At 57.3% G+C, this 26,547-nt stretch carries 22 protein-coding genes and 1 pseudogene; 9 read left to right on the top strand and 14 right to left on the bottom strand.

Translation table 11 applies throughout. From position 1 onward, the window contains the following. Positions 1-189 precede the first annotated feature (189 nt). A complete protein-coding gene (locus tag PSH97_RS11805) occupies positions 190-630 on the top strand; it encodes a hypothetical protein (protein ID WP_305449326.1) in 441 nt (146 codons plus the stop codon). Positions 631-662: 32 nt separating this feature from the next. On the opposite strand, the gene PSH97_RS11800 is transcribed toward PSH97_RS11805, so the two are convergent. Beyond that, positions 663-1,085 (bottom strand): HD domain-containing protein, encoded by a 423-nt coding sequence (locus PSH97_RS11800; protein WP_305449325.1) that lies wholly within the window; start codon positions 1,083-1,085, stop codon positions 663-665. Positions 1,086-1,100: 15 nt separating this feature from the next. Further along, complete coding sequence (locus tag PSH97_RS11795; protein ID WP_305449324.1) at positions 1,101-1,490, bottom strand: hypothetical protein; 390 nt, start codon at positions 1,488-1,490, stop codon at positions 1,101-1,103. A gap of 594 nt (positions 1,491-2,084) precedes the next feature. On the opposite strand from PSH97_RS11795, the gene PSH97_RS11790 reads away from it, so the two are divergent. Then, positions 2,085-2,378: a fructose-bisphosphate aldolase gene (locus PSH97_RS11790; protein WP_305449323.1), complete on the top strand. Its 294-nt coding sequence runs from the start codon at positions 2,085-2,087 to the stop codon at positions 2,376-2,378. A 47-nt stretch (positions 2,379-2,425) separates the two neighbouring features. On the opposite strand, the gene PSH97_RS11785 is transcribed toward PSH97_RS11790, so the two are convergent. The 3 genes and pseudogenes from PSH97_RS11785 to PSH97_RS11775 all read right to left on the bottom strand — a co-directional run. Continuing rightward, entirely contained in the window at positions 2,426-2,848 is a 423-nt protein-coding gene (locus PSH97_RS11785) for a hypothetical protein (RefSeq protein WP_305449322.1), read from the bottom strand. Positions 2,849-2,948: 100 nt separating this feature from the next. After that, positions 2,949-7,715, bottom strand: a complete 4,767-nt coding sequence (locus tag PSH97_RS11780) for a DUF3320 domain-containing protein (RefSeq protein ID WP_305449321.1) — start codon at positions 7,713-7,715, stop codon at positions 2,949-2,951. Between the two features lie 179 nt (positions 7,716-7,894). Then, positions 7,895-8,224, bottom strand: a pseudogene (locus tag PSH97_RS11775) (XRE family transcriptional regulator); the annotation flags it as partial. A gap of 203 nt (positions 8,225-8,427) precedes the next feature. Between PSH97_RS11775 and PSH97_RS11770 the strand changes: the two are divergent. Continuing rightward, positions 8,428-9,336, top strand: coding sequence for an alpha/beta fold hydrolase (locus tag PSH97_RS11770; protein WP_322791092.1), 909 nt, complete (start codon positions 8,428-8,430; stop codon positions 9,334-9,336). A 43-nt stretch (positions 9,337-9,379) separates the two neighbouring features. On the opposite strand, the gene PSH97_RS11765 is transcribed toward PSH97_RS11770, so the two are convergent. From PSH97_RS11765 to PSH97_RS11755, 3 genes are read right to left on the bottom strand one after another with little or no spacing between them, the layout of a single operon-like run. Further along, positions 9,380-11,140: an isocyanide synthase family protein gene (locus PSH97_RS11765; protein ID WP_305449319.1), complete on the bottom strand. Its 1,761-nt coding sequence runs from the start codon at positions 11,138-11,140 to the stop codon at positions 9,380-9,382. Between the two features lie 27 nt (positions 11,141-11,167). Then, positions 11,168-11,884, bottom strand: coding sequence for an HAD family hydrolase (locus tag PSH97_RS11760; RefSeq protein WP_322791094.1), 717 nt, complete (start codon positions 11,882-11,884; stop codon positions 11,168-11,170). Further along, on the bottom strand, positions 11,884-12,879 hold the full coding sequence (locus PSH97_RS11755; protein ID WP_305449317.1) for an isocyanide synthase family protein: 996 nt from the start codon (positions 12,877-12,879) through the stop codon (positions 11,884-11,886). The genes PSH97_RS11760 and PSH97_RS11755 overlap by 1 nt, the downstream gene beginning before the upstream one ends. Positions 12,880-13,151: 272 nt before the next feature. Between PSH97_RS11755 and PSH97_RS11750 the strand changes: the two genes are divergently transcribed. Then, the gene (locus PSH97_RS11750) at positions 13,152-14,972 is read left to right on the top strand and encodes a di-heme-cytochrome C peroxidase (protein WP_305449316.1); all 1,821 of its coding nucleotides are present in this window, start codon (positions 13,152-13,154) and stop codon (positions 14,970-14,972) included. Positions 14,973-15,092: 120 nt separating this feature from the next. Here the strand turns inward: PSH97_RS11750 and PSH97_RS11745 are convergent, their stop codons facing one another. From PSH97_RS11745 to PSH97_RS11725, 5 genes are all read right to left on the bottom strand, one after another. After that, on the bottom strand, positions 15,093-15,641 hold the full coding sequence (locus tag PSH97_RS11745) for a cupin domain-containing protein (RefSeq protein WP_008011722.1): 549 nt from the start codon (positions 15,639-15,641) through the stop codon (positions 15,093-15,095). Between the two features lie 267 nt (positions 15,642-15,908). Next, positions 15,909-17,192, bottom strand: a complete 1,284-nt coding sequence (locus tag PSH97_RS11740; RefSeq protein WP_305449315.1) for an NAD(P)/FAD-dependent oxidoreductase — start codon at positions 17,190-17,192, stop codon at positions 15,909-15,911. Positions 17,193-17,244: 52 nt separating this feature from the next. Then, positions 17,245-18,735: an aldehyde dehydrogenase gene (locus PSH97_RS11735; RefSeq protein ID WP_305449314.1), complete on the bottom strand. Its 1,491-nt coding sequence runs from the start codon at positions 18,733-18,735 to the stop codon at positions 17,245-17,247. A 209-nt stretch (positions 18,736-18,944) separates the two neighbouring features. After that, complete coding sequence (locus tag PSH97_RS11730) at positions 18,945-20,321, bottom strand: glutamine synthetase family protein (RefSeq protein WP_038983837.1); 1,377 nt, start codon at positions 20,319-20,321, stop codon at positions 18,945-18,947. A gap of 75 nt (positions 20,322-20,396) precedes the next feature. Further along, positions 20,397-20,549: a hypothetical protein gene (locus PSH97_RS11725; RefSeq protein ID WP_305449313.1), complete on the bottom strand. Its 153-nt coding sequence runs from the start codon at positions 20,547-20,549 to the stop codon at positions 20,397-20,399. 51 nt (positions 20,550-20,600) lie between these two features. Here PSH97_RS11725 and PSH97_RS11720 point away from each other — a divergent pair, with 51 nt between their 5' ends. The 5 genes from PSH97_RS11720 (at position 20,601) to PSH97_RS11700 (ending at position 25,766) form a co-directional block, all read left to right on the top strand. Further along, the gene (locus PSH97_RS11720; protein ID WP_305449312.1) at positions 20,601-21,362 is read left to right on the top strand and encodes a gamma-glutamyl-gamma-aminobutyrate hydrolase family protein; all 762 of its coding nucleotides are present in this window, start codon (positions 20,601-20,603) and stop codon (positions 21,360-21,362) included. A gap of 259 nt (positions 21,363-21,621) precedes the next feature. Next, complete coding sequence (potA, locus tag PSH97_RS11715; protein WP_305449311.1) at positions 21,622-22,764, top strand: polyamine ABC transporter ATP-binding protein; 1,143 nt, start codon at positions 21,622-21,624, stop codon at positions 22,762-22,764. A gap of 29 nt (positions 22,765-22,793) precedes the next feature. After that, positions 22,794-23,675 carry an ABC transporter permease subunit gene (locus PSH97_RS11710; protein ID WP_305449782.1) on the top strand — a complete coding sequence of 294 codons (882 nt, stop codon included), beginning with the start codon at positions 22,794-22,796 and terminating at the stop codon, positions 23,673-23,675. Beyond that, entirely contained in the window at positions 23,672-24,556 is an 885-nt protein-coding gene (locus PSH97_RS11705) for an ABC transporter permease subunit (RefSeq protein WP_305449310.1), read from the top strand. The genes PSH97_RS11710 and PSH97_RS11705 overlap by 4 nt, the downstream gene beginning before the upstream one ends. Positions 24,557-24,668: 112 nt before the next feature. Then, positions 24,669-25,766, top strand: a complete 1,098-nt coding sequence (locus tag PSH97_RS11700) for a polyamine ABC transporter substrate-binding protein (protein ID WP_305449309.1) — start codon at positions 24,669-24,671, stop codon at positions 25,764-25,766. A 179-nt stretch (positions 25,767-25,945) separates the two neighbouring features. On the opposite strand, the gene thpR is transcribed toward PSH97_RS11700, so the two are convergent. Continuing rightward, positions 25,946-26,485, bottom strand: a complete 540-nt coding sequence (thpR, locus tag PSH97_RS11695) for an RNA 2',3'-cyclic phosphodiesterase (RefSeq protein WP_305449308.1) — start codon at positions 26,483-26,485, stop codon at positions 25,946-25,948. Positions 26,486-26,547: the final 62 nt, after the last annotated feature.

Below are 26,547 nucleotides of genomic sequence, written 5' to 3'. Positions count from 1 at the left end.
TTATTTTTGCCGGCCCAGTGTGTGAAGTCCTGAAGGGGCGGCCAGCCTTGGCGCGCTCCTCCTCCGCTCGGAAACCACTATCCACCCTTGGCCTTCACCAGAGGCCGGGGACCAATCGCATACTCGATAGGCCCGTAAATGGCGTGTAGAGTTCCCTAACCACCGAGCGACGTGATCGAGGGAACCCCCATGCCCGCCACAGCAGAATCCAGAGCGCGCACGCGCGCGTTCGCACGCGTCATCGGGCCTTGGCTGGTCATCGTGACCGGCATCATTGCCGTGCGGGCGCCAGACATGGGGCCACTGGCGGCCGACTTCTTCGCAAGTCCGCTCACGGTGTGGTTTACCGGCGCCCTGCTGTTGTTCGGTGGCCTGCTGATCATCGCGTTCCATCAATATTGGTCAAGCGCCGCGGCGGTTGCGATTTCCCTGTTCGGTTGGTTCCTGGCGCTTCGCGGCGCTGTACTCCTGGCCGCGCCGCAACTGATTGAACGTGGCGTGGCTGTATCGGCAAGGGTGCCGTTGCTGGTGCAAGTCGGCTTCGGCATCGCCGTGCTGATCGGCCTCTGGCTCACGTATGTCGGCTGGATTGCCAAGCCCGATTCATCGCCGGCGAAAGGCGTTTTATAAGCATGAGTACGCAGTCAATCTGGAATTCCACTCTATGAACGCAACACCCCGATCGCCCGCCGATACTTCTCGACGCGCTCCAGATCTTCCCAGGACGGCTCGGCAATCCGCGACAAGTCGCTGTTCTCTTCCAGATCCGCCAGTTTCACCACCCGCCCGATCGGGTTCTGCGCCACGCGCTCGACAAACTCCTCGTAGGACTCGTCCGGCACCTTGGTCACCGACGCAATTGCCATTAGCACCGTTTCGCTGAAACCTTCGTTACGCAGATCGTCGAAGCTGATGCCGCAGTCCTCGACCACGTCATGCAGCACCGCGACGATGCGTTCTTCCAGCGTGTTCACCCGCAGCATGACTTTCAGCGGATGCAGGATGTAAGGCGCGCCGCCCTTGTCCACCTGCCCCTCATGCGCCGCAGCGGCGATGGCAATGGCGCGTTCCAGTGTCTGACTCATGGGGTTCTCCTCGGGTTAAATGCCGTAGCGGCCAGTGAGATGAATGTTGCGCTTGAACCACCCGGCAATCGCCCTCCACCGCCCCATAGGCTTGGCACCCTCAGCATGGCGTTCGAGAATCATCGATACCAGCGTCGCCTGATCAACGCCCGGATGACCGTCCACCAGCTCAGCGACCCAGCCACAACCGGCCTTCTGCACATGCAGACTCCACTCACCCGGCCAAGCCTCAAGTCCCGACGCCGCCAACCACGCCGCTCCGCCCTGCTCGCAATGACCGCCACCGATGGACTGCTCGAAACAAAAAGGTGTGTCCGGACGGGAAAGGTCAATGTGGAAGAGGTAAATATCCTGGGTTTTGTGCTGCGGCGTGGGGGCGTTGTTGCGGCTGCCGATTTCGATCATGGGGTGCGTTCCATCCTTGAATTCCCGTTGGCTTTCAGTCTACGACGGCGGGGATGCTGAACAGAAGCAAGCGTCCTCAGCGCCAAAAATCCCGCGCCTGATCGTTCGATGAGTGCATGGCCAGGATTTTGAAGTCCGAAAATCTTGTAGGAAACAACCGTTTGTGGCGAGGGAGCTTGCTCCCGCTGGGCTGCGAAGCAACCCCAAACTCTGCTAGCCCGTTTCCTCAGACCCATCGCAACGCCCGGTTTGCGGCGGCTGCGCCACCGAACGGGGGCAAGCCCCCTCGCCACAGTGACCGCGTGTGGTCCTACAGTCCGGTTGCGGCTACCAGAATCGCTGCCTAGAGTGGGTCTGTCGCTGACCGCAGTTAGCGATAGGGTTTCGCAGCCCCAAGAAGAGATGGCCTTCACCGTCGAATGAAAACTCTGGCAAAATTCGCCCGCGTTTCATTTCATGGCGGTTGTGCGTGGGAGACTTTCGAGTCTGCCGGGTTTAGGTCATCTCTCGGTCTGCGAACCCGCGTACAGCTGCCACCCAATTGTTTCGCAGCGAAAAGGTGGCACCTCTATTTACTTTCTTAGAGAACCACCAATGACCACGAACAACCCGCTCCGCCACTACACCCCAATGTCCCACTTCGCCACCGACCACCCCGTCCTCCTCATCGACGCCGACGCCCCACTGCGCGAACTCCACAACTGCCTCAGCGAACGCCTCAACGCCGTCCTCAAATACCTCAACCTCATGGCCTGCACCAGCCTGCCCGACTACTCCGAAAACGACATCAACACCGTTACCAACATCGCGCGGATCATGGTCCAGGATGTGAGCGATGTGTTTCGGGTGATTGAGCAGCGTGGGTTTGATGCGCCCAAGGGACAGTAACCAGATTTGAGCCATAAAAAAACCCGCGTCATTGCGGGTTTTTCAGCTTATGGTTTTGCTACATCACCCTTGCACTGATCCAAGCGATCTTCATCTGTCCCGACTCCTTTCTCAGTGTCGATGTTCCCGTTCAAATCGAGATAGATGTCAGTGTTCGGCCATTTTGGCGTGATGTTCACACAATGATGGCGGCCGTTGTCGCCCCACCAATCCAACTGCATGAAAAAGTCTTCGCCTGGAAATATAAAGCCGTTATCCGACGTACCACCTCCAGGCTGCATCCGTCCTTTGTATATCCGATGTTGCACGTTCCAGATGTACTTGAGCTCTTCCTTCCCGTTCTCGGCGTAGTGAACGGTCACTGTCGGCTCAAGAATGGTCTGCCCTACAAAAAACAATATCGGAAGCAACGGGATGCATAACAACCACGCATATCCATATCGTCCTTTACTCGCAGACGTGATCGTCAATCTCATCTCCCCAGTTCTCTGGTGCTACTGCTAACACTTCGTCGATAAAAGGTGACGGATCTATTTTTCAATTAAATCCATCATCTTTTGATTAACCCGATTACAACCGCCTCCCCATCAGCCGGCCCTCTCTGAGCTCCAACCGTCTGTCACGCGTCAGTTGCTCGATTCTTTCTTCCAATAGCCCTGTCACCTTGGCCGTGACACGGCCAAAGCCGAGCAGTCTCAAAGCGCCAGAGATCGCGTCGTCATGGCTCATGGAAAACCCCGAGATGATGATTTCTGTCAGGGCCTGGTCGAGCTCTTCTGGCGCAACCCACTCCAGTTTGCGCTCGGCGGATTCCCAATGTGCTCGGCTGCGGATCACAACCGGGCGATTCTCGACCAAGTGAAGAAACTCCCCCCGGCGCAAAAAGTGCCTCTGCCTAATGCCCATACCAATGGCGTGTTCCACGGCGGCAGTGATCCTTGAGCCTTGCCGTGTCACCCCGAAAGCCTCCATGAGTCGTCGGGTCACTTCTACTGAATGCACCGGTGATTCGACATCAACTACTGTGCGTATCAGTTGAAGCAGATGTTCAGGCTGGTATTGATGCAACTCCACTTGGGTAGTCACTGCAGAGAGCAGCGCTTTTTCATAAGGCTGGGTAGCGACTGGTTCAGCTTCGGCAACGGTTTCATCACGAAGTATTTCATGAGGGGGCTCGATCAAAACTTCTTTGACCGACACACTACGACGGTTGGCTATCCGTTCACGGGCTGCCTCGATCGCCGCAACCGTGCGGATGATTTCTTGCTGAGGATTGCGGAACCAATCGGTACTCCAGATACGATGGAAGTTCCAACCCAAGCCCTCAAGCACACCTTGGCGCAGCCGGTCACGATCCCGCGCGGAGCGTGAGCTGTGATAGGCAGCGCCATCGCATTCAATGGCCAACACGTATCGGCCTGGAAATTCGGGGTCTCTCACGGCGAGGTCAATGAAGTATCCGGCAGTGCCCACTTGCGGCTCTATCTGATAGTCGAGATCGCGTAAGGCCAAAATTACCTCGTCCTCAAAGGGTGAGTCTGTAGCCTTGCCGGTTTCCTTGGCAACTTCCAATTCGCCCGTTTCCGCGTACGTGAGGAAGTTTTTCAAGGCTCGCACACCGTGTTTGGCTGTGGCATCGATTTCCAGTTCATCGCCACGGAAGTTACAGAACACGCGCATCGCCAATTTAGCCCGCGTGATCAAAACGTTGAGCCGGCGATGTCCGCCGTCTTTATTGAGCAGGCCAAAATCACGGGCAATCCGACCGGACTCATTGCGGCCATAACCAATGCTAATGAAGATGACGTCGCGCTCATCACCTTGAATGTTTTCAAGGTTCTTTACGAAGAATGGCTCACTGCTCTGTGCGGTGAAAAACACTTCGGCTTGGGGTGTCTTGCGCCGCAGCAACTCAACCTCAACGTTGATCAGATCACGCTGCGGAACGCTGAATGCGGCCACCCCCAAGGAAAGCTCCGGCGTCTCCAACGCATGCTTCATCACCGCGTGGGCGACTGCTTTAGCTTCCCCCTTGTTTGTTCGTGTGCGGCCACGGTCATACAGTGCCTGCGGAAGATAATCGAAGCTCACACCTTTGGCGTGGAGATGCTGGCCGGCAGAGGGGAATACCACCAGCTTGCTGTCGTAGAATTCAACGTTGGAGACAGCGATAAGTGATTCGTGCCGGCTGCGATAGTGCCAACGCAGGTAGCGTTCCTGGCTGCCTGCCGCCTTGAACATACTGAGGATACTTTCGATGTCTGCGGTGGCTTCGTTTTCGTCGTCAGATGCGACGTCACGGCTGAACAAATCACTAGGCGGCATCTGCCGGGTGTCACCCACTACCACCACTTGCTTGCCGCGTAAAATCGCGCCGAACGCATCGACAGCCTTGACCTGAGAAGCTTCATCGAACACCACCACATCGAATGCCAGCTTGCCTGGAGGCAGAAAGTTGGCGATGGACATAGGGCTCATCATGAACACCGGCTTGATTTGCTGAATTGCCCGTCCGGCCTTGTCGATCAGCTGGCGGATCGGAATATGCCGGCGCTTCTTATTCAGCTCTGCGCGCAACGTTGCCATTTCACCTGGCTGGTTCACGTTAGGCATGTGCTCCCACACCTGACGCGCCAGATACGTTTGAGCATGGTTCAACGACGCGGTATCGAGTGTTTTAAATTTAGCGATCTGATGTTCGTGCTTGATGCGGTCAAACTGCTGTAGCGCTGGTTTTTCAGCGTAGGCCTTCTGCACAAGCCCGGAATACCAGGAAAAATCTAGAATCGCGGGTAGCTGATCCGGCGTTTCACTGCGCAGAGCAATGTTCAGCAACTCGTCCAATTGGGCCTGACGTACTTCGCTCGACAGCACGTTGAGACGGGCCATCTGATAGAGCGCCCCCAAGCTGGCCTGCCACAGCTGCAAGCGTGCACCCAAGGCTGGCAGATCCAGAATACGGAGGGTCTGTGCAGTGTCATCCGGCATACTGATGACATCCAGACCGGCTAACAATGCTTGATCAAGACCGGCAAGATGCCCCTCGATATCACTGACCGTCTCTCCAAGTCCGCTAGCGTCCGTGTGCCCGGCGAGGAATGCAATGATCCCCTGTGGTACATGGCCATTTCCGAGGTCTTCATAGAGCTGGACAACCCAAGCACTCACGCGCTCGAGTACCACCCAGTCAGACTGCTGACGTTGCCATTGAGCACCGAAAAGGGCATTGCCCAGTCCCTCGTGTTGTTGATAAACCTTCTGGCTTTGTTGATAGGCCAGAACCGAATCGACCAGAGTGAGTTGCTCAGCATTGCTGCCAGGAAGCGCACCTTGTGAAAGCCCTTGCAAACGAACCTTGGCCGCACGATAGCGCCCCGAAAATATCTTCCACCACTTGTCACCGTAAGCCAGCAGGTTCTGCCGAACCTCCAACAGGTCCTGCTCCCACGCGGCCTCGATCAACTGAGTGCCGTGGTTGGCCTTGCAAGTGCTCATGCGCTGGCCGGCTTCGAGCAATTCGCGAATTGCATCGCGGCGCAACTGCCAGTCACCCGTACTCAGCTCTACACCTTGCAAACGAGGTGCTTCGGCCGCTCGCCTTGCAGCGCGGCAGATGACAGCAACGTCCGCGAGAGTTGCAGGCTGGGTCAGCATCAGTCGAATCGATAGGGCCTTGGCGGCAGCGTCCAGAGCGGCCAAATGCTCACTTGCTTGTTGCAACGCATCGTTCGCATTGTTCTGTTCAATGGGAGAGAAATAAGTTCGCTTGCTTCCCCAGAATGGATTCCTATCCGGGCGGCCCATTTCCTTAAGATGAAGAGTCAACTCCTCAATCAGTTCGCGGCGTTTCTGTTGGTCAGGTTGAGTCCATGAAGCCATTGGCGCGAAGGCAATTGTCGGCAACACGCCGTAGTTTCGCTTGAGTTTGAGGTAACGACCCAGCACCTCGACAAAGTCCAGGCCGCTGACACCTACAGGCGCACTCACCGCAGCGCAGTAGCGGTTCAAGTTGCCTTGCAACTCCGCCAGATTGGCTAGGTCATCCTCGCCCACCTTAGTCAGCGGGCGGCCCTGTTCCAGCGTGCGACCCAATTCTTTGAGCACTGATAGTTTGGTCGACTTGTGGCTGTGTAATTCAAGCACCGCATCACCTAAGTGACACTCGTCAAGTCGCCGTTTAACCACTTCAAGAGCGGCCATTTTTTCGGCCACAAATAACACCGTTTTCTTCTGGGCAATCAGTTCCGCGATGATGTTAGTGATGGTCTGCGACTTACCGGTGCCCGGCGGCCCCTGGATAACCAGGTTGGCGCCCTCGCGCACTTCGAGAATAGCTTCAGTCTGGCTGCTGTCTGCATCTTTTACGAATCGCACTTCCCCGGGCTGGAGCACCGAGTCGATGTTCACATCTTCGGCATAGGCCGGCCGCTGGTCACCAAAGCCAGAGCCCAGAAGTCGGTTGATTACCGGGTGGGCATCGGGCTGCTGGTCCTGCGGCCAACTCTTCGGGTCCAGATCCTTGAACATCAAGAACTTGCCAAAGGAGAAAAACCCGAGGGCAGCCTCGTTTGCTGACACCTTCCAGCGGGGTTGCCTGCTTACTAGGTCCGCCACTTCGGCATAAAAGCTATCGAGACTACCCTCCGTAATATCGAACCGATCCTCACTGAACTCACAGGCGGCGAGGTCGAGGCCAAAATCGGTCTTGAGCTTGGCGATCAACGACAAGTTAGGCATCAACTCGTCGCCGGAATACTTTAGTTTGAAGGCATCCTTAGCACCGCTGCGTTCAAGGGTTACCGGCAACAACATCAAGGGAGCCTTTCGCAGGGTCTCTGAGCTGTCCGCTTCATACCAATGAAGGAAGCCCAACGCCAGAAACAGGGTATTTACCCCTTGCTCCTCAACAAAAGCACGCGCCTCAGAGTGAATCCTCAACAGCTGCAGGAAAAGACGCTCCTCATCCAGCGCCGTCTGCAAGCGCGTATCTGTATGCCGCCGCGCTCGACCCGACTCGTCCACCTCATCATCGACAGCACTCGATTCGCCCAAGCCGTCTAGTTCATGCAATAGCAACTCATCAGTCGCTGCGTCCAGAGCATCCTCTCCCTCTAGCTGCGCCTCTTTCGCCAACGCTGCCAACTTCTGGCGCGCCATCGGCGAAAAACTCATAGCCTTCTCCTGCCGATAAAGTAGGTGGAACACTGACTCAGACAGTTCATCCACCACCGTCAAAGTCTTGGCTGACGCCCGGAAGTTCAGCATGGTGTTACGGAGGCCGATATCGAGCAGTTCCTTGCGGCTACCCTGCAGCTTTTGACTAATCCCTGAACTCATGAAGACTCTCTTGAAACGTGATCGAGGCTGGAATGATGGGGAACAGATTACCGTGGGTTAACGGTAGACGCTTGGATCATGAACGACGATTATCGCCACCACAACGGACTAATGGGACTGTAGAACTATTTTTCGCTAAACCCACAGATGCTGATAAAAAAGCCTTGCCCTTTACCGTACGTATTACGGGTAACCAACCCACACTCCCCCTCCAGCATGCACAATCGGCTCTTTCCCCGAACTGGCCCCAGGCGCGGACGGCTCCCTAAACAGGCGCATCTGCCGACTCGGCACCGAAGCTTCGATCAGCACCGTAACCCATGACGCCTGAAATTCGGCTGTTCATTGGCGCGAAACACGTACTGATGCACCCGAGGCGGTTGGTCGAAGGTAAAGACGTCCACCAAAGACATGGGAATGCCTTCAAGCTGTTTCTTCAGGGAGCTAATGGAAGGACTTACGCAATTCTGTTCAACCATAGTCAGTGATGCCGCTATGCCGGACCACAATGACTCCTTTCAATCGCTCATAGCCAAACGGTCTATGCTAATCCGATCGGGACCTTAACTCGCTCAAGACAGCTCGCCATTTTGGGTATAGCGGCTTGCTGATGGATGGGGCATATCGATTATGCGCATCTCGTGCAGCGGTCAACTCTCTCCCCGTCCATTGGATCGGGGTCCCTTCCACGCCTACGCCTGGAGACACCGTGATGATCCGCATCCTGCTGACCGCTCTTACACTGCTTGCCCTAAGCGCCCCAACACACGCTCAGATGACTCCATTCCCCAACTCCTTCCGCACTCAAAACATCCCGGCAGGAGACGTCACCCTCCACGTCCGCATCGGCGGCAAAGGCCCAGCCGTAGTGCTCCTACATGGCTTCGGCGACACCGGCGACATGTGGGCGCCACTCGCCGCCGACTTAGCCCGGGATCACACGGTCGTGGTACCAGACCTGCGCGGCATGGGTTTGTCATCAATCCCGGAAAGCGGCTACGACAAGAAGACCCAAGCCGCCGACATCCGTGCAGTGTTGGCAGCGCTGGGTATCGAACACTCGGTGGTCATCGGCCACGACATCGGCACGATGGTCGCCTACGCCTACGCCGCGCGTTATCCGCAACTCACCGAGCGCCTGGTGGTGATGGATGCGCCCGTGCCGGGCATTCCGCCCTGGAACGACATTGTCCGCTCACCGATGCTTTGGCACTTCGACTTCGGCGGGCCGGATGCTGAGCGCTTGGTCGCCGGTCGTGAGCGCATTTACCTGGACCGGTTCTGGAACGAGTTCGCGGGCGACCCCAGCAAGGTGGATGAAGAAACCCGTCAGCATTACGCCACGCTTTATGCCCGCCCCGGCGCCATGCGCGCAGCCTTCGCTCAGTTCCGCAGCATTCGTCAGGATGAGGTGGACAACAAAGCTTCGATGGCGACGCAGTTGACGATGCCGGTGCTGGCCATCGGCGGTGAAAAATCCTTTGGCAGCAATGAAGCGATCGTGATGCGCAACGCGGCGGACAAGGTCATGGAAGTGGTGATTCCAGGGGCAGGACATTGGCTGATGGAAGAAGCGCCAACGGAGACTATTCGAGCGATTCGTGACTTTATTGCGCAGTGATAGAGAAAGAAGGCCCTGCCCCCAGGGCCTTCCCAAACAACAATCAGTAAACCTGCACCCGCCACAACTCCCGCGACGAAGATGCCGCCGACATCGGCAACCTTCCATGCAACGTCCGATAGTTATCGATCAACACCAAATCCCCCTCACTCCACTGATGAGCAATCAGACACTCCGGGTCATAAACCAGCGCGTTGACCTGTTCCAGCAGCGCCCGTTGAGCTTCATCATCATGGTCCTGCACAGACTGGCTCAGGGTCTGCAATGTCGAGTCAGTGCCCTCTTGATAACGCAAGATCAGTTCACCGCTGCGTGGGTGATGATCCACCAGGCAGTACATGCGCGGCGAGCCGCCGAAGTAGGTCATTTTGGTGTAGTAGGTGATGTTCACATCCTGCCATTGTCGGGCGACTTGCTGCCCGACTTTGCGCAGTACGTTTCGGCTGTCGACGATGGTGGTTTGGCCCTCGCCCGGCTGCGGCGCGGTCTTGCAATACAGCATGAATTTGCTGGCGCAGAATTTTGGGTTGCGCTGAACTTGCGCGTCGCTGTCGGGCAGCATGTTCAGGTCCCAGTGCAGCGGCGTTTTCTCCAGCGAGTGCACCACGCCTTGGGGTTTGTCCGCAGGTTTGACCACGTGTACGGCGCCGAAAGCCCATTCGTACAGCGTGCCAAAGCGTTCGCAACTGCGAGCAAAACTGTCCTGATCGTCGAAGCGACAGCCCTTGAGGCAGACGAAGCCGAAGGTTTCCACCAGCGCCTCCAGCAGGCCGGTGGACAGGTGTTCGAAACCCAGCCCCAACGGGTCGCGCACCACCAGGCCAAACAGCGGTAGTTTTTGCAGTTCGTATTCGAAGCCTTGGGCCTGCGGGTTTTCTGTTTGGTGGTAGAGCCATGGCCGCCCTTCATAAGTGACCAGCACATGGTGGTCGAGGTCGACCTGGGCGCGGGCACGAAGGGTTTGGCTGCCGTCGAGGTTGCACACCGGCACGGCATGCCAGGGGCTGTCGACGCGGGTCAGCCCTTCGGCCAAGCCGAAGGTAAATTTGGGCCCGGCATTGCTGTATTGATGGACCGACAATCGAATGTCATCGCCGAAGAAACGATCCACTGCCGCATTCAATGCCTGCCCGCGATACATCATTTGGTAGGCTTTGAAGTTGATTTGCTGCAGGTACTCGTCCTCGCTCTGTCCGTCTTCACGGCACAGGCGCAGGTCGTTGTAGAGGTGACTGCAGAGGTTGTCATGCGCCCGGCTGAGGGATTCATCATCGCGGCTCTGCTCGATCAGGTCCCCAAGGTTTTTCCACGGCAAGCGGGCCTGCTTGATCAGGCTGGCACGAACCGACTCGGCGCTTTGGGCCTGTGGGAACAGGTCTTCCATGCTGACCCACTGAATCGTATGGGTGGTGCACAGTTCACGCAAAGCCCGGTTGTAGGTCTCGCGAACGTCGTCGGCCACCCCGACGATGTCATTGAACGTCGTGCCGTCACTGAGGATCGACACCACACAGCCCGGAGCGTGCAGCGCGGCGATGGCCTGGCCGAGCTGGTCGAGGCGTTCGATGGCGATGACCTCGCCGTAGTCCGGCAGCACGCCGAATGTCTGGTCAATGGCGTTTGGTGACTTGCAGGGAAAGCCCGGCAGGACCAGACGCACCGGCAGGCTCTGATCGAAGTAATGCCCCAGGCGTAGCGCGAGATGCGCTCTGCCTTGTGTGTCGAAACAATCATCCGTGCCTTTGAGCAGATAACCCGCGAGCAAATCGCTGACGGCAGCGATCCAGGCGTCTCTATGTTCCATAGAACAACTTCCTTGAGAGTGTGTGTATCAATAGGATTTAACGGTGTCGCCATGCTCGGTGAACGCATGTGCTGTACCGCAGACTTGCTGCAGAATGCGCAACAACCCGGAAGGCTGTTCGCAGCAGAAGTTCGGGGCCTGGGCCTGTAATGCAGGGGTCATTCCATACCCCCAGGTGACCGCCGCCGAGTACATACCTGCAGCACGGGCGGTCTTCAGATCGATCTCGGTATCACCGACGAACAAACAGCGTTGCGGATCAACCAACAATCGCCGGGCGGCTTCCCATGCCACATCTGGCTGAGGCTTGAGCGCCCTGCCCGCGCGATGCCCCAGAATCGTCCCGAAGGTATTCTGTGGAAGCAGTGCATCGGCTACTTGCCGGGCCATTTCCTCGGTCTTGTTGGTCACGATTGCCAGCGGCACTTCCAACTGGCGACAGCCTTCGAGCAATTCCAATACGCCGCTGAATGGCCGGGAAAATTGAACCAGGTTGTTTTGGTAGAGCGCTACATAGCGCTGGTGCATGGCGAGCGCATCAGCGACACCAAACTGCGTGGCAACTCGCTCGATCATCGCCGTGGTGCCGCCGCCGATGTAACCGCGCACTGTTTCTGTAGTCAGCGTCGGACAACCGTGCTCGAGCAATACCTGGTTCAGGCACCAGGTGATGTCAGGCAAGGTGTCGACCAAGGTCCCATCCAAATCGAAGAGTACGGCTTCGACCGGCAACCGAGATGCCATCATTGAGCACTCGCGTAGTGACAAGGACGCCCCTTGCGGAACACTAAGCGGTGGTAGCGTTCATCGACATTGCTGCGTTTTTCGAGGGTGACCACACCCCGTCGCTTGATAGCCACCGAATGCCAGGGCGTACGCCACAGGTCACTGGTTGGCACCAGTCGGATACCGATTTTCGTCGACACCGCCAATTGCGGGTGAATCGACAGACGCAGGCAATGCGGGTAGCGCGCCTGTAACAGAGCACTCCAGGCTTCACTGCGCTGAATCACCCGCTGCGAGGCCGGTTTGGCGACCTTCTTCACCGCATTAAGGCTCATGCCGGCGAATACTTTCAGTCCCGAGTAATCCTCGGAAAGAAAGCGATGGATGCCGCAGTACATCAACATCATGTGCGGATCATCCTTGAAGCGCTGCTGCAACAAAATCAATGACTGACCGTGCTCGATCATCATCTCCTCACGCATGGCGTCCAGACAATCCAGCGGAGGATAGGCATCCCTGAGATCGAAATGGGCGAACGTGCCGGGATAGTGCTGTTCGGCATAGTCCTGGATAGCGTCGGTGTAGGCTTTGACGTCCGCATCGGGAACATGCACCAGGTCAGAGAACACATAGCCATCGGAGCAGATATGAATCAGCGCCCCCGGTGCGTAGATCTCCTGGATCTCCTTGCACAGGCGATGTAACTCGTCGATTGCATGATGTTCAGCAAGATCAGGTAGATGGCTGAGGGTTTTCTTGCGGCTGGGCGACTTGCCAGGAAAGGCTGGCAAGACCATTTCAATCTTGCGACCGTTCTCGACCGCCTGCATGACCTTGGCCAGATGGGGTTCCAGCACTTGCGACGAAAGTTCGGGATCCTGCCCCGGGGCAAGGCTACGACGTCGAAACAGGCATTCGAGGATTTGCTCGGCAATGTTCATGTGTGGGGTGTTGTGATGCTCATGCACCAGCTGACCGCACATCTGTTGAGCGACGGTGTTTGAACCTTGCATAGACAATCCCTTGTGTGGTGAACAATGGCCATCTTTTGGCCATCAGCAGATATCCCTTACCTGCGGGCGGCTAAATTCCTACAAGTCGTGAGGGCTGTCAATCGTGGCAATCAGGAATATTGCAGTCTGGTTTGTGGCCGAGGGGTTCGATACGAATTGCATAGAACAAAAATTAAAGAGCTTTGTTTTTTCGTGGCTACACTCATGACGGGTAGCTTTTGGCTACCAACGTGATGGGTCCCAACAGGAAACTACAAATAGAAGGGAATCTGATGAGCAAACTAAAAGCCCCCCCGTTTGCCTGCGCTGCATTGTTGTTTTTCGGCTGCAATTCAATGACTCAGGCTGCCGACATTCTGGATCAGGGATGGAATGACACCACCCTCTCCAATTGGCATGATCTTTCACAAGGATCGAGAATTCTCCCTCTCTCCTGGGCGCGGGCATTGGAAGAGCCCGCTTCAGAGGAGAGGTTCATGAATGACAAAACGATCTCGGCCTACGGTTACACGCCTTATCATCCGTCTTATAAAGGTAAACGTCTTACGTTACCGATGGGATTCGTTTTGGATGACAGTAATGACAGCAAGTTGTCTTTCACAAAACTTCGTTGGTTTTATGACCAAGGGACGAAAGAGCCGTGGGTGGGGATGAACTGCTCTGCTTGTCACACGGCTCAAATCAATTTTGAAGGACAGAATCTTGTCATCAATGGCGGGCCAACCAACGCCGACTTTCAAAATTTCTTTAAAGAGTTGAGAGCGGCTTTAAGCACAACGGCTTCCGACCCTGAAAAATTTGAACGCTTTGCAAAGCATGTCCTGGAGGATGACCTGTCGAAAGGGAATCGCCAACGGCTGAAAAAATCCCTGGATAGCTTGAATGCGTTTTATGCACAAAACGAGACACTGAATGCCACAGATCTGCAATATGGCCCAGGTCGTCTTGATGCAGTGGGCCACATTTTCAATAAAATCAGTCAAGTCACCCAAGCGAAACCGCCTACCCCTAATCCCTCTGATGCTCCGGTAAGTTATCCATTTCTCTGGAATACGCCTCAACATGACGTCCTCCAATGGAACGGAATGGTCGGCAAAAAAACACTCCTCTCGATAAAAAAAGACGGCGGCCTCGATGTTGGAGGCCTGGGGCGTAATGCTGGAGAGGCCATCGGCGTGTACGCCGATATTCGTCCGGTTAAAGAACCGGCCAAGTCAGGATTTGTCTCCAGTGTGAACGTGAAAAATCTGGATGTTCTAGAACGTTCTCTTTATACCTTGAAGCCTCCGCAATGGCCCGGGTCGCTGCCAAAAGACCTCGCGCCAGGCGCCAAATTGTTTACGAGCAATTGTGCCGGCTGCCATGCACCCCTTGATAGAAACGATCTCACCACGGCCATCACAGCGGTCATGATTCCAATCTCCGCGAGTGACCATTTCAATGCTCAGAGCCCAAAAGACTCGACCATTGGCACGGATCCCTGGATGGCGTGCAATGCCTATCAATTTAAAGCGGATGCCGGGGTGTTAGCGGGTTATTCCAAAGGTGGTGATCCAAAAGAGACCATTCAGCCAAATGACCTTCTCTACAACATGCTGGGTGTGACCGTCCTGAATACATTAATTGGCAAAGGACGCGATGTCGCCGAACTGGCTTTCAATGGATTGCTTGGAATAGATACCAAACCTCAAAAAGTCCCTGGATTCAAGGACCGTGCCTTGTTCGGCGAAATTGACGAGAAAGCGCTACGGCTAATCAACTGCTACCGTGACAGCCCAAAAGCTCCTCTTCTCGCCTATAAAGCAAGACCCCTCACCGGCATCTGGGCCACAGCGCCCTATTTGCATAATGGCTCTGTACCGACCCTCAACGACCTTCTCCTTCCACCCCACCAGCGCCCCTCGAGTTTTTATACAGGGACCAATGAGTTCGATAATCAAAAGGTGGGATTCAAGACCGAGAAATCGGACAAGAATTGGTTTCTTTTCAACACCAAGCTTGTGGGCAATAGCAACGCCGGCCATGACTATGGCGTGGGCAGCCTCAGTGATATCCAAAGGTCACAGCTTCTCGACTACTTGAAGTCCCTTTGAGCTGCGTCGCAGAAGCCCTCACCTGAGGCATGGAGTGGTAATCGCTAGTAGGGGCGACCAAAACAAAAGTAATGGTCGCCCCTACGGAGGCCGTTACAGGTTTAATGCTCGCTTTGGATATCAGAAGTTAGCTGGGGTGTTGGCGCTGATGATTTCAGCCTCATCCGCCCCAATATTGCGAAACCGATGCGGCAGCGTCGTCGGAAAGTAATACCCATCCCCGGCATTCAACACACTAATCTGACCATCAACAGTGAGTTCAACAGTGCCACGGGTAACGAGCCCACACTCCTCCCCCTCGGCATGCACAATAGGTTCTTCACCAGAGCTGGCACCCGGCGCGTACTGCTCGCGCAACAACCGCATCTGCCGACTCGGCACCGAAGCCCCGATCAGCAACAACCGCAACCCATGACGCCCCAGATCCGGCTGTTCATTAGCCCGAAACACGTACTGATGCTCGCGGGGCGGCTGATCAAAGGTGAAGAAATCCGCCAAGGACATGGGAATGCCTTCGAGCAGTTTTTTCAGGGAGCTGACGGAGGGACTGACGCGATTCTGTTCGATCAGGGAGATGGTGGCATTGGTGACGCCGCTACGCCGGGCCAGCTCGCGCTGGGACAGTTTGTAGCTTTCGCGTACTAATTTGAGTCGTGAGCCCGTGTCCATGACAGCCTTATGCGAAGAATACTTAAGGGGTAATGGGGGTGGGTGGCGGGCGACTGGTGGCCGCGGATTACGCCGTTTCCCGTCCCGGAACCGTGGAAGGCGGGTATTAAATCACGTTTGTGGGTGTTGCTCAGCAGGTTCGATGAACGACCGGATAAAACGGCCGTTGGCACGGGTAGTGGTGCTGAAATTGTGGGAGCGGGCTTGCTCGCGAAAGCGGTGTGGTCTTCGCGAACAAGCTCGGCGCCTACAGGGCTTGCGTCAGGTTTAGATACCGAATCGATCACGCAGTGCGTAATACGCCGCACCCATGGCGGTGAGTGGGGCCTGGAAGGTGCGGCCGCCGAGCATCGGCATGTGCGGTAGGGAGGCGAAGGCGTCGAAGCGTTCGGCGTCGCCGCGGATCATTTCCGAGATGAGTTTGCCGGCCAGGTGTGAGCAGGTGACGCCGTGGCCGCTGTAGCCTTGCATGTAGTAGGCGTTCTTTTCGATGCGGCCGAATTGCGGCATGCGGGACATGGTCAGCAGGAAGTTGCCGGTCCAGCGGTAGTCGATTTTTACGTCCTTCAATTGCGGGAAGGTTTTGAGGATTTTTGGTTTGATCAGTTGCTCGATGTCGTCGGGCTCGCGCGCGCCGTAGACCACGCCGCCGCCGTACAGCAAGCGGTTGTCGGCGGTGAGGCGGTAGTAGTCGAGCAGGTAGTTGCAGTCTTCGACGCAGTAGTTATTGGTGATCAGGCTGCGTGCGACTCGTTCGGACAGCGGCTCGGTGACGACGATTTGCGAACCGCAGGGCATGCTTTTGCGGGTGACGCGGTTGTCGAGATCTTGCGGCAGATAGGCGTTGCCGGCGATCAGCAGGTACTTGGCCCGCACCACGCCCTTGGCGGTGCGCACGGTGATGGGTTCGCCGTAGGTGATTTCCACGGCGGCGGACTGTTCGTAGATTTTGCCGCCCAGGCTGATAATCGCGGCAGCTTCGCCGAGTGCCAGGTTCAGCGGGTGGATGTGCCCGCCCTGCATGTCGAGCAGGCCGCCGACGTAGTTGTCGCAACCCACTTCGCGCTTGATGTCAGCGGCGTCGAGCATTCTCAGGTTTTTGTTGCCGTAGCGTTCCCAACTATTCTTCTGCTCGGCCAGGCCGTTGAGTTGTTTTTTGTTCAGCGCTGCGAAGATGCCGCCGGGGCGATAGTCGCATTTGATGTCGTACTCTTTGATGCGCGAACGGATGATGTCGGCGCCTTCGAAGATCATGCTGCCGAGCACTTCGGCGGTTTTGTCGCCGTAGCGTTCTTCGATCACATCGACGTCGCGGCTGTAGGAGTTGACCAGTTGACCACCGTTGCGACCGCTGGCGCCAAAGCCGACTTTGGCGGCTTCCAGTACGGTGACGCTATAGCCCGCTTCGCTGAGGAACAGCGCCGAGGACAGCCCGGTGTAGCCGGCGCCGATCACGCAGACGTCACATTCCACCAGTTCCTCAAGAATCGGATAATCACCGATTTGATTGCGGGTGGCGGCGTAGTAGCTGTTTACATGGGTTTGTTTCATACGTTTCTCCGAGGGCCGCCGGCATGTGCCGGCGACCGCCGCTGTAAAGGTGTTAGAGCTTGATCCAGGTCGCTTTGAGTTCGGTGTATTTGTCGAACGCGTGCAGCGATTTGTCCCGACCGTTACCCGACTGTTTGAACCCGCCGAACGGCGCGGTCATGTCGCCGCCGTCGTACTGGTTGACCCAAACGCTGCCGGCGCGCAAGCCGCGGGCGAAGGTGTGGGCCTTGCTGAGGTTGCTGGTCCACACGCCAGCGGCGAGGCCGAAGATGCTGTCATTGGCAATCGCCAGCGCTTCTTCAGCGGTGTCAAAGGTGATCAGCGACAGCACCGGGCCGAAGATTTCTTCCCGGGCGATGGTCATGGCATTGGTCACGCCGTCGAAAATCGCCGGTTCCACGTACAGGCCACCGGTGTCTGCGAGGGTACGATTGCCGCCAGCAATTAATTGCGCGCCCTGGTCTTTGCCAATCTGGATGTGGCGCAGCACGTTCTCCAGTTGGCGTTGATCGACGACTGCGCCAACGGTGGTTTCAGGATCGAGGGCATGGCCGGGTTTCCAGGCTTGCAGTGCTTCCACCAGCAGTGGAATGAATTGCTCGCGAATCGAACGCTCCACCAGCAACCGCGAACCGGCGGTGCAGACTTCGCCCTGGTTGAAGGCTATCGCACCGGCCGCTGCTTGTGCTGCCGCGCGCAAATCCGGCGCATCGGCGAACACCACGTTCGGGCTCTTGCCGCCCGCTTCCAGCCAGACGCGTTTCATGTTGCTTTGCCCGGCGTAGATCAGCAGTTGCTTGGCAATCGCGGTCGAGCCGGTGAAGGCCAGTACGTCGACGTCCATGTGCAACGCCAACGCCTTGCCAACGGTGTGACCGAAGCCTGGCAGGACGTTGAACACGCCTTTGGGGATGCCGGCGTCGAGGGCCAGTTGCGCAATGCGGATCGCCGTCAGCGGTGACTTTTCCGAAGGCTTGAGGATGAACGAGTTGCCTGCCGCCAGGGCCGGGGCGAACTTCCAGCTGGCCATGATCAGCGGGAAATTCCACGGCACGATGGCAGCGACCACGCCTGTTGGTTCGCGAGTGATCAGGCCCAATTGGTCGTGCGGTGTGGCGGCGACTTCGTCGTAGATTTTGTCGATGGCTTCGGCGCTCCAGCGGATCGCGTTGGCGGTCGCTGGAATGTCGATGCTCATGGAGTCGCTGATCGGTTTGCCCATGTCGAGGGTTTCCAGCAGCGCCAGTTCTTCCTGGTTCTGCAGAATCAGATCGGCGAAGCGAATCAGGATGCGCTTGCGCTCGGCCGGGGGCAGTTTGGCCCAGATGCCGGACTCGAATGTACGGCGTGCTACCTGCACGGCGGCATTGGCGTCGGCTTCGTCGGTGCTGGCGATGTTCGCCAGGAAACGGCCGTCGACCGGGCTGATGCATTCGAACGTATCGCCGCTGAGTGCCGGGCGGTATTGACCGTCGATGAATGCGCGGCCTTCTAGTGTCAAGGACTGGAAGCGTTGCTCCCAGTCGCTGCGAGTGTTTGTCATGGTTGTGACTCTACGCAGAGGAATAAATGATCGTTGACCAACTAAAGATTTGAAATGCGATCCCTGTGGGAGCGGGCTTGCCCGCGATTGCGGTGTATCAGGCGCCATTAATGTTGGTGGTGATGACGCCATCGCGGGCAAGCCCGCTCCCACAGGGGTTGGTGGTGTACACACGATTTGTGTACACCCACATTTCATCCTTGAGCCCATCAAACCGTGTGCAAGTACCAGTTGTACTCAAGGTCGGAAATGGAGTTTTCGAACTCAGCCAGTTCGCTTTCCTTGCACGCCACGAACACGTCGATGTACAGCGGGTCGATGTAGCGCGCCATGACTTCGCTGTCGTCCAGCTCGCGCAGTGCATCGCGCAGGTTGTTCGGCAGGCTTTGCTCGTTCTGCTCGTAGCTGTTGCCTTCCACCGGGGCGCCCGGTTCGATTTGGTTGGTCAGGCCGTGGTGAATACCGGCCAGTACCGACGCCATCAGCAAGTACGGGTTGGCATCGGCGCCGGCTACACGATGCTCGATGCGCACGGCATCCGCCGAACCGGTGGGCACACGCACCGCCACAGTACGGTTGTCGATGCCCCAGCTTGGCGAGTTCGGTACATAGAACTGCGCGCCGAAACGGCGGTACGAGTTGACGTTCGGGCACAGGAACGCCATCTGCGCTGGCAGGGTCTCGAGCACACCGCCGATCGCGTGACGCAGTGCGGCGTTCTGCTCGGGATCCTCGCTGGCAAAGATGTTGTTGCCTTCTTTGTCGAGAATCGAAATGTGCACGTGCAAACCATTGCCCGCCTGGCCCGGATACGGCTTGGCCATGAAGGTGGTGTCCATCTCGTGGTCGTAGGCGATGTTCTTCACCAGACGCTTGAGCAACACCGCGTAGTCGCAGGCCTTTATAGGGTCGGAGACGTGATGCAGGTTCACTTCGAATTGCGCCGGGGCGCTTTCCTTGACGATGGCGTCGGCAGGAATGCCCTGCTCTTTCGCGCCTTCGAGGATGTCTTGCAGGCAGTCGACGTATTCGTCCAGATCGTCGATCAGGTACACCTGAGTCGAGTGCGGACGCTTGCCGGACACCGGCGAGCGTGGCGACTGCGGACGACCGTTCACGTTGTCCTGGTCGATCAGATAGAACTCCAGTTCGAACGCTGCGCAAATGGTCAGGCCCATGTCATCGAACTTGCTCACCACCTGACGCAGCACTTCACGCGGGTCAGCGAAGAATGGCTGGCCTTCGAGTTCGTGCATGGTCATTAACAGCTGCGCGGTCGGGCGCTTCTGCCAGGGTTCGATGCTGAGGGTATTGGGGATGGGGAAGCAGATGCGATCCGAGTCGCCGATGTCCAGACCCAGGCCGGTGCTTTCCACCGTAGAGCCGTTGATGTCCAGGGCAAACAGAGACGCCGGGAGGTTAATGCCTTTTTCGTAAACCTTATGAAGACTGGTGCGTTCGATGCGCTTGCCGCGCACCACACCGTTCATATCCGCAATCAGAAGGTCGACGTACAAAACCTCAGGATATTTCTTAAGGAATGCGTTTGCTTCGTTGAGTTGAACGGCACGCAGAGGGACCGACATGATGCACCTATTAGCTGTTAATTATTATGTTCACTTCACTTGCGAGAGCCAGTCAACCCGAACGGCAAAGTGAAGTCAATAGCGAACACCAGCCCCTTTAGCCTTTATTTTTCGGCCTGTTTTTGGCGCCATGGTGCCAAGAAAGGCTTGCACGCCGCGTAAACCCTCGACACCAGACGTACGGCGTTTAGAATTTTTTACATGAGAGTTGTTAATTAAAATCAACAAGGCTAAGCTCCGGAAAAGCTCGTTCAAGTGTGAAACTTCGAGGTGATAAAAATGGCATTCAAGCCATTGATCGGCGTTACTGCGTGCATCAAACAGATTGGCCTGCACCCCTACCACGTCAGTGGCGACAAGTATTTGCGTGCTGTCAGCGTCGCGGCTTCGGGGTTGCCAGTGGTCATTCCTTCCCTAGGCGATCTGACCGAAATCGATGACCTGCTCGCGCAGCTCGACGGTCTGTTGCTGACCGGCTCGCCATCGAATGTGGAGCCCTTCCACTATCAGGGCCCGGCCAGTGCCCCCGGTACGGATCACGATCCGCAACGGGACGCCACCACCCTGCCCTTATTGCGCGCAGCCATTGCTGCCGGTGTTCCGGTGCTCGGCATCTGCCGGGGCTTTCAGGAAATGAATGTGGCGTTCGGTGGCAGCCTGCATCAGAAGGTGCATGAACTGCCCGGCTACCTCGATCACCGCGAAGCGGATCACCCGGACCTGGCCGTGCAGTACGCGCCAGCTCATGCGGTGAGTGTGCAGCCGGGCGGTGTGTTCGAAGCGCTGGACCTGCCGCAGGTGTTCCAGGTCAATTCGATTCACAGCCAAGGCATCGACCGACTCGCTCCCGGCCTGCGCGCTGAGGCTGTCGCACCGGATGGCTTGATCGAGGCGATTTCTGTCGAGCACAGCAAGGCCTTCGCTGTCGGCGTGCAATGGCACCCGGAATGGCAGGTGCTTTCGAATCCCCCCTATTTGAGTATTTTCCAGGCGTTTGGCGACGCGTGCCGGCAACGGGCGACGCTGCGTAATACGCGCTGACTTCAAAAACATTCGACGATTTAACTGCCCCCGTGAGTCTGGCGGGCGTGCCTTTGCGCGCCGGTGGCTCACGTAATAGATGAACCGCAATAACAACAAGTACGACCAGGCAGCCAGGACGGCGGTGCCGAATAAGCCCTCCGGTACGGGTAAGCCTCGCTCCTACAGGGGTCGCGTTGGCATAGCCCGGCCCGGGTTGCAATCCACTCTTAAGTCAGGCCGCGTTGGCCCGACGACTGAAACCTGTTGGGAGTTTCATATGGCAAACGCCTCCAGCATTTACAGGAAGGCTCTTGAAGGTCACCAGGCACCGAAAAAGGTGTTGGTGAAAGTCGACCGCGTCACCAAGAAATTCGACGAAACCACCGCCGTGGACGATGTGTCCCTGGAGATCCATCAAGGGGAAATCTTCGCCCTGCTCGGCGGTTCTGGCTCGGGCAAATCGACGCTGCTGCGCATGCTCGCCGGCTTCGAGCGCCCGACCGAAGGACGGATTCTGCTCGACGGTGTCGACATCACCGACATGCCGCCGTACGAACGGCCGATCAACATGATGTTTCAGTCCTACGCACTGTTCCCGCACATGACGGTGGCGCAGAACATCGCCTTCGGCCTCAAGCAGGACCGTTTGCCCGCCAGCGAAATCGACGCCCGTGTCGAAGAGATGCTACGGCTGGTGCACATGACCCAGTACGCCAAACGCAAGCCGCATCAGTTGTCTGGCGGTCAGCGCCAGCGTGTGGCATTGGCGCGCTCTCTGGCCAAGCGACCGAAGCTGTTGTTGCTCGACGAACCGATGGGTGCATTGGATAAAAAGCTGCGTTCGCAGATGCAACTGGAGTTGGTGGAAATCATCGAGCGCGTCGGCGTGACTTGCGTGATGGTGACCCACGATCAGGAAGAAGCCATGACCATGGCCGAACGCATCGCGATCATGCACCTGGGCTGGATCGCCCAGATCGGCAGCCCGGTCGACATCTATGAAGCCCCGGTCAGCCGCATGGTCTGTGAGTTCATCGGCAACGTGAACGCCTTCGACGGCACTGTGGTCGAGGATCTGGAAGGTCACGCGATCATTCACAGCCCGGATCTGCAACAGAAGATCTACGTCGGCCACGGCGTGAGCACGTCGGTGCAAGACAAGTCGATCACCTACGCCATCCGCCCGGAAAAAATGCTGGTCAGCACCCTCAAGCCCGAGACTCGCTACAACTGGTCCGAGGGCAAGGTGCATGACATCGCCTACCTCGGCGGCCACTCGGTGTTTTACGTGGAGCTGCCCGGCGGCAAGATCGTCCAGTCGTTCATGGCCAACGCCGAACGCCGTGGCGCGCGCCCGACCTGGGACGATCAGGTCTTCGTGTGGTGGGAAGACGACAGCGGCGTGGTACTGCGCTCATGAGAACCTTCAATCAGCAGTTCCTGCGCCTGGTGCCCAGTGGTCGCAAACTGGTCATCGGCATTCCGTTCCTGTGGCTGTGCCTGTTTTTCCTGCTGCCGTTCTTCCTGGTGATGAAGATCAGCTTCTCGGAAGCGGCCCTGGCCATTCCGCCCTACTCCGAGATCTACACCTTCGCCGAACAGAAATTTCAGCTGCTGCTGAACATCGGCAACTACGCGCTGCTGACCGAAGATGAGTTGTACATCTCGGCCTACTTCGGCTCGTTGAAGGTCGCGTTTTTAAGCACGCTGATGTGCCTGGTGATCGGTTTCCCGATGGCCTACGCGATCACCAAGGCCAACAAGGAAACGCAGAACGTTCTGCTGCTGTTGATCATGATGCCGACCTGGACCGCGATCCTGATCCGAGTTTATGCGTGGATGGGCATTCTCAGTAACAACGGTTTGCTCAACGCGTTCCTGATGTGGACCGGGCTGACGTCGCAGCCGATCGAGATCCTCAATACCAACACCGCGGTGTATATCGGCGTGGTCTATGCCTACCTGCCGTTCATGGTGCTGCCGCTGTACGCCAACCTGGTCAAGCACGATCACAGCTTGCTGGAAGCCGCGTCGGACCTGGGCTCGAGCAACTTCAACAACTTCTGGAAAATCACCGTGCCGCTGGCCAAGAACGGGATCATTGCCGGTTGCATGCTGGTGTTCATTCCGGTGGTCGGTGAGTTCGTGATTCCGGAACTGTTGGGCGGCCCGGAAACCCTGATGATCGGCCGCGTGCTGTGGCAGGAATTCTTCAACAACCGCGACTGGCCGGTGGCATCCGCCCTGGCGGTGGTGATGCTGGCGATTCTGATTGTGCCGATTCTGCTGTTCAACCGCAGCCAGGCCAAAGAGATGGAGGGACGGGGATGAAACGCTTCGGATTTTCAAAGTTCATGCTGATTTTCGGCCTGTCGTTTATCTACCTGCCGATGCTGATTCTGGTGATCTACTCGTTCAACGCCTCGAAACTGGTGACGGTGTGGGGCGGCTGGTCGGTGAAGTGGTACGTCGGCCTGCTCGACAACTCGCAATTGATGGGCTCGGTGGTGCGCTCGCTGGAAATCGCCTGCTACACCGCGATTGCGGCGGTAGCGCTGGGCACCCTCGCCGCTTTCGTGCTCACCCGTGTGACGCGCTTCAAGGGTCGCACGCTGTTTGGTGGCTTGGTGACGGCGCCGCTGGTGATGCCGGAAGTGATCACCGGTCTGTCGCTGTTGCTGCTGTTCGTGGCCATGGCGCAGTTGATTGGCTGGCCGCAGGAACGTGGCCTCGTCACGATCTGGATTGCGCACACCACCTTCTGTGCAGCGTATGTGGCGGTGGTTGTATCGGCGCGTTTGCGAGAGCTGGACCTGTCGATCGAAGAAGCGGCCATGGACCTCGGCGCGCGCCCGTTCAAGGTGTTTTTTCTGATCACTATTCCGATGATCGCGCCGTCACTGGCGGCCGGCGGCATGATGTCGTTTGCCTTGTCGCTGGATGATCTGGTGTTGGCGAGTTTCGTCTCGGGCCCGGGCTCGACGACGTTGCCGATGGAAGTGTTCTCGGCGGTGCGTCTGGGTGTGAAGCCTGAGATCAATGCCGTGGCCAGTCTGATTTTGTTGGCGGTGTCGCTGGTGACGTTCCTGGTCTGGTACTTCAGCCGCAAGGCCGAAGCAACCCGCAAGCGGGCGATCCAGGAAGCGATGGACCAGACCGCCAGCGAGTCCTGGCAGCAACCGAAAAAGCAGCGAGTAGAAGCGACGGCCTAGTGCTGCGGTTCAGTTAACTGTGGCGAGGGAGCGTGCTCCCTCGCCACAGGTTTTGTGTTCACTGCATCTTTGCTTTGCGTATTTGAATAAAAAAGAAAATGGAGTTGTACCGATGAAAATGTTTGGCAGGACTCTGCTGACACTGTCCTTATTGGGCGCAATGGCCACCGGCGCCCAGGCCAATGACAAGGTATTGCGCGTCTACAACTGGTCGGATTACATCGCCCCGGACACGGTCAAGAAGTTCGAAGACGAGACCGGCATCCGCGTGACCTACGATGTGTTCGACAGTAACGAAACCCTTGAGGCACGCTTGCTCGCCGGTAAATCCGGCTACGACATTGTGGTGCCGTCCAACAGTTTCCTGGCCAAGCAGATCAAGGCCGGTGTGTATCAGCCGCTGGACAAATCGAAGCTGTCGAACTGGAAAAACCTCAACCCGGTACTGCTGAAAAACGCCTCCGCCAGCGATCCTGACAATGGCCATGCCTTCCCGTACATGTGGGGTTCGATCGGTATCGGCTATAACCCGGCCAAGGTCAAGGAAGTGCTGGGCACTGATGCCCCAGTGAATTCCTGGGACCTGCTGTTCAAGCCGGAAAACGCTGCGAAGCTGAAAGCCTGCGGCATCAGCTTTCTTGATTCGCCGACAGAAATGCTCCCGGCCGCCCTGCACTATCTGGGCTACCCGGTGAATTCTCAGGACAAGGCCCAGATCGCCGAAGCCGAAGCGCTGTTCATGAAGATTCGGCCATCGGTGGCTTATTTCCATTCATCGAAGTACATCTCCGACCTGGCCAACGGCAACATCTGCGTCGCCGTCGGTTACTCCGGCGATGTGCTGCAAGCCAAGGCCCGCGCCCAGGAAGCCGGCGACAAGGTGAAGATCGAATACAGCATCCCGAAAGAAGGCGCCGGCAGCTTTTACGACATGGTCGCCATCCCCCGGGACGCGGCCAACGTCGACAATGCCTACCTGTTCATGAACTTCCTGATGCGCCCGGACATCATCGCCGAAGTCACCAACAGCATCGGCTACAGCAACGCCAACGCGGCGGCCACGCCACTGGTGGATGAAGCCATTCGCGACGACCCGGGGTCCTACCCGCCGCAAGCGGTGATGGCGACGTTGTATGCGATTCCAGATATGCCGATCGGTATTCAGCGGGTGATGACCCGGGGCTGGACGCGGGTGAAACTCGGTAAATAATCCCATCCTGCCCGCCTCACTGATCGTTCCCACGCAGAGCGTGGGAACGATCAGTGGCAAGGTTTCAACCATTTCCCGTTCACGCAGCGCCTTACCACCGCTGCACGCTTCTGAAGAAGAACGGCTTCACCTGGCTTCCTCGGTCAAGGTGAATTTCAGGCGCTCTCGGGCGCCTTTTTTTATGCATAAACCAACGGCCATTCGGCCAGCGCCCGGTAGCGGCCTTTATGGGATTCGAACAAGGTGAAGCGGTCAGCACGCAGGAAAAACTCTGGCGGCGTAGCGGATTCGGGGACCGGCGCCCGGTAGTTGCGCATCAGGGTCAAATGCGGGCGAAATTCCCGACGGGTGTCCTCAAAGCCAAACGGCAACATGGCCTGCTCCAGCGCATACACCAACTGCAGCAACTGCGGTTCTGCCTGCGCGGGCGCCAGCAACAGAACCCCGGATCGACGCCAGACTTCCAGGCGATCAAGCACAACCGTCAACGGCACGCCGGGCATCCGCACATTGGCGGCGGCCTCGCAGACGCCCGCTATCTGCGCCATCCCCACCGTGCCGAGAAACAGCAGCGTCAGATGAAAGTTCTCCGCCGGCACCGGGCGCCCGATGTTGAGCCCCAGCGCGTTGCGCCATTGGGCGATGGCCCGGCGTTGTTCGGGGGCGCAGTTCAGGGCGAAGAACAGCCGCTTGAACGGCTCACGGGATTCATCGCTCATGTCTGCCACCTCAAGGCTTCGGGGACCCTTTGATTTTACAAAGGGATACCACGTCAGCAAGT

The sequence above is a fragment of the Pseudomonas cucumis genome, assembly GCF_030687935.1.
Taxonomy (GTDB): Bacteria; Pseudomonadota; Gammaproteobacteria; order Pseudomonadales; family Pseudomonadaceae; genus Aquipseudomonas; species Aquipseudomonas cucumis.
The sequence above is the reverse complement of the archived record's forward strand: the minus strand, read 5'-3'. Positions and strand labels throughout refer to the sequence as shown.

Coding starts and splice junctions, on each gene's coding strand:
- PSH97_RS11805 (WP_305449326.1), top strand. CDS start 190: ATGCCCGCCACAGCAGAATCCAGAGCGCGCACGCGCGCGTTCGCACGC.
- PSH97_RS11800 (WP_305449325.1), bottom strand. CDS start 1,085: ATGAGTCAGACACTGGAACGCGCCATTGCCATCGCCGCTGCGGCGCAT.
- PSH97_RS11795 (WP_305449324.1), bottom strand. CDS start 1,490: ATGATCGAAATCGGCAGCCGCAACAACGCCCCCACGCCGCAGCACAAA.
- PSH97_RS11790 (WP_305449323.1), top strand. CDS start 2,085: ATGACCACGAACAACCCGCTCCGCCACTACACCCCAATGTCCCACTTC.
- PSH97_RS11780 (WP_305449321.1), bottom strand. CDS start 7,715: ATGAGTTCAGGGATTAGTCAAAAGCTGCAGGGTAGCCGCAAGGAACTG.
- PSH97_RS11770 (WP_322791092.1), top strand. CDS start 8,428: ATGATCCGCATCCTGCTGACCGCTCTTACACTGCTTGCCCTAAGCGCC.
- PSH97_RS11765 (WP_305449319.1), bottom strand. CDS start 11,140: ATGGAACATAGAGACGCCTGGATCGCTGCCGTCAGCGATTTGCTCGCG.
- PSH97_RS11760 (WP_322791094.1), bottom strand. CDS start 11,884: ATGGCATCTCGGTTGCCGGTCGAAGCCGTACTCTTCGATTTGGATGGG.
- PSH97_RS11755 (WP_305449317.1), bottom strand. CDS start 12,879: ATGCAAGGTTCAAACACCGTCGCTCAACAGATGTGCGGTCAGCTGGTG.
- PSH97_RS11750 (WP_305449316.1), top strand. CDS start 13,152: ATGAGCAAACTAAAAGCCCCCCCGTTTGCCTGCGCTGCATTGTTGTTT.
- PSH97_RS11745 (WP_008011722.1), bottom strand. CDS start 15,641: ATGGACACGGGCTCACGACTCAAATTAGTACGCGAAAGCTACAAACTG.
- PSH97_RS11740 (WP_305449315.1), bottom strand. CDS start 17,192: ATGAAACAAACCCATGTAAACAGCTACTACGCCGCCACCCGCAATCAA.
- PSH97_RS11735 (WP_305449314.1), bottom strand. CDS start 18,735: ATGACAAACACTCGCAGCGACTGGGAGCAACGCTTCCAGTCCTTGACA.
- PSH97_RS11730 (WP_038983837.1), bottom strand. CDS start 20,321: ATGTCGGTCCCTCTGCGTGCCGTTCAACTCAACGAAGCAAACGCATTC.
- PSH97_RS11720 (WP_305449312.1), top strand. CDS start 20,601: ATGGCATTCAAGCCATTGATCGGCGTTACTGCGTGCATCAAACAGATT.
- potA (WP_305449311.1), top strand. CDS start 21,622: ATGGCAAACGCCTCCAGCATTTACAGGAAGGCTCTTGAAGGTCACCAG.
- PSH97_RS11705 (WP_305449310.1), top strand. CDS start 23,672: ATGAAACGCTTCGGATTTTCAAAGTTCATGCTGATTTTCGGCCTGTCG.
- PSH97_RS11700 (WP_305449309.1), top strand. CDS start 24,669: ATGAAAATGTTTGGCAGGACTCTGCTGACACTGTCCTTATTGGGCGCA.
- thpR (WP_305449308.1), bottom strand. CDS start 26,485: ATGAGCGATGAATCCCGTGAGCCGTTCAAGCGGCTGTTCTTCGCCCTG.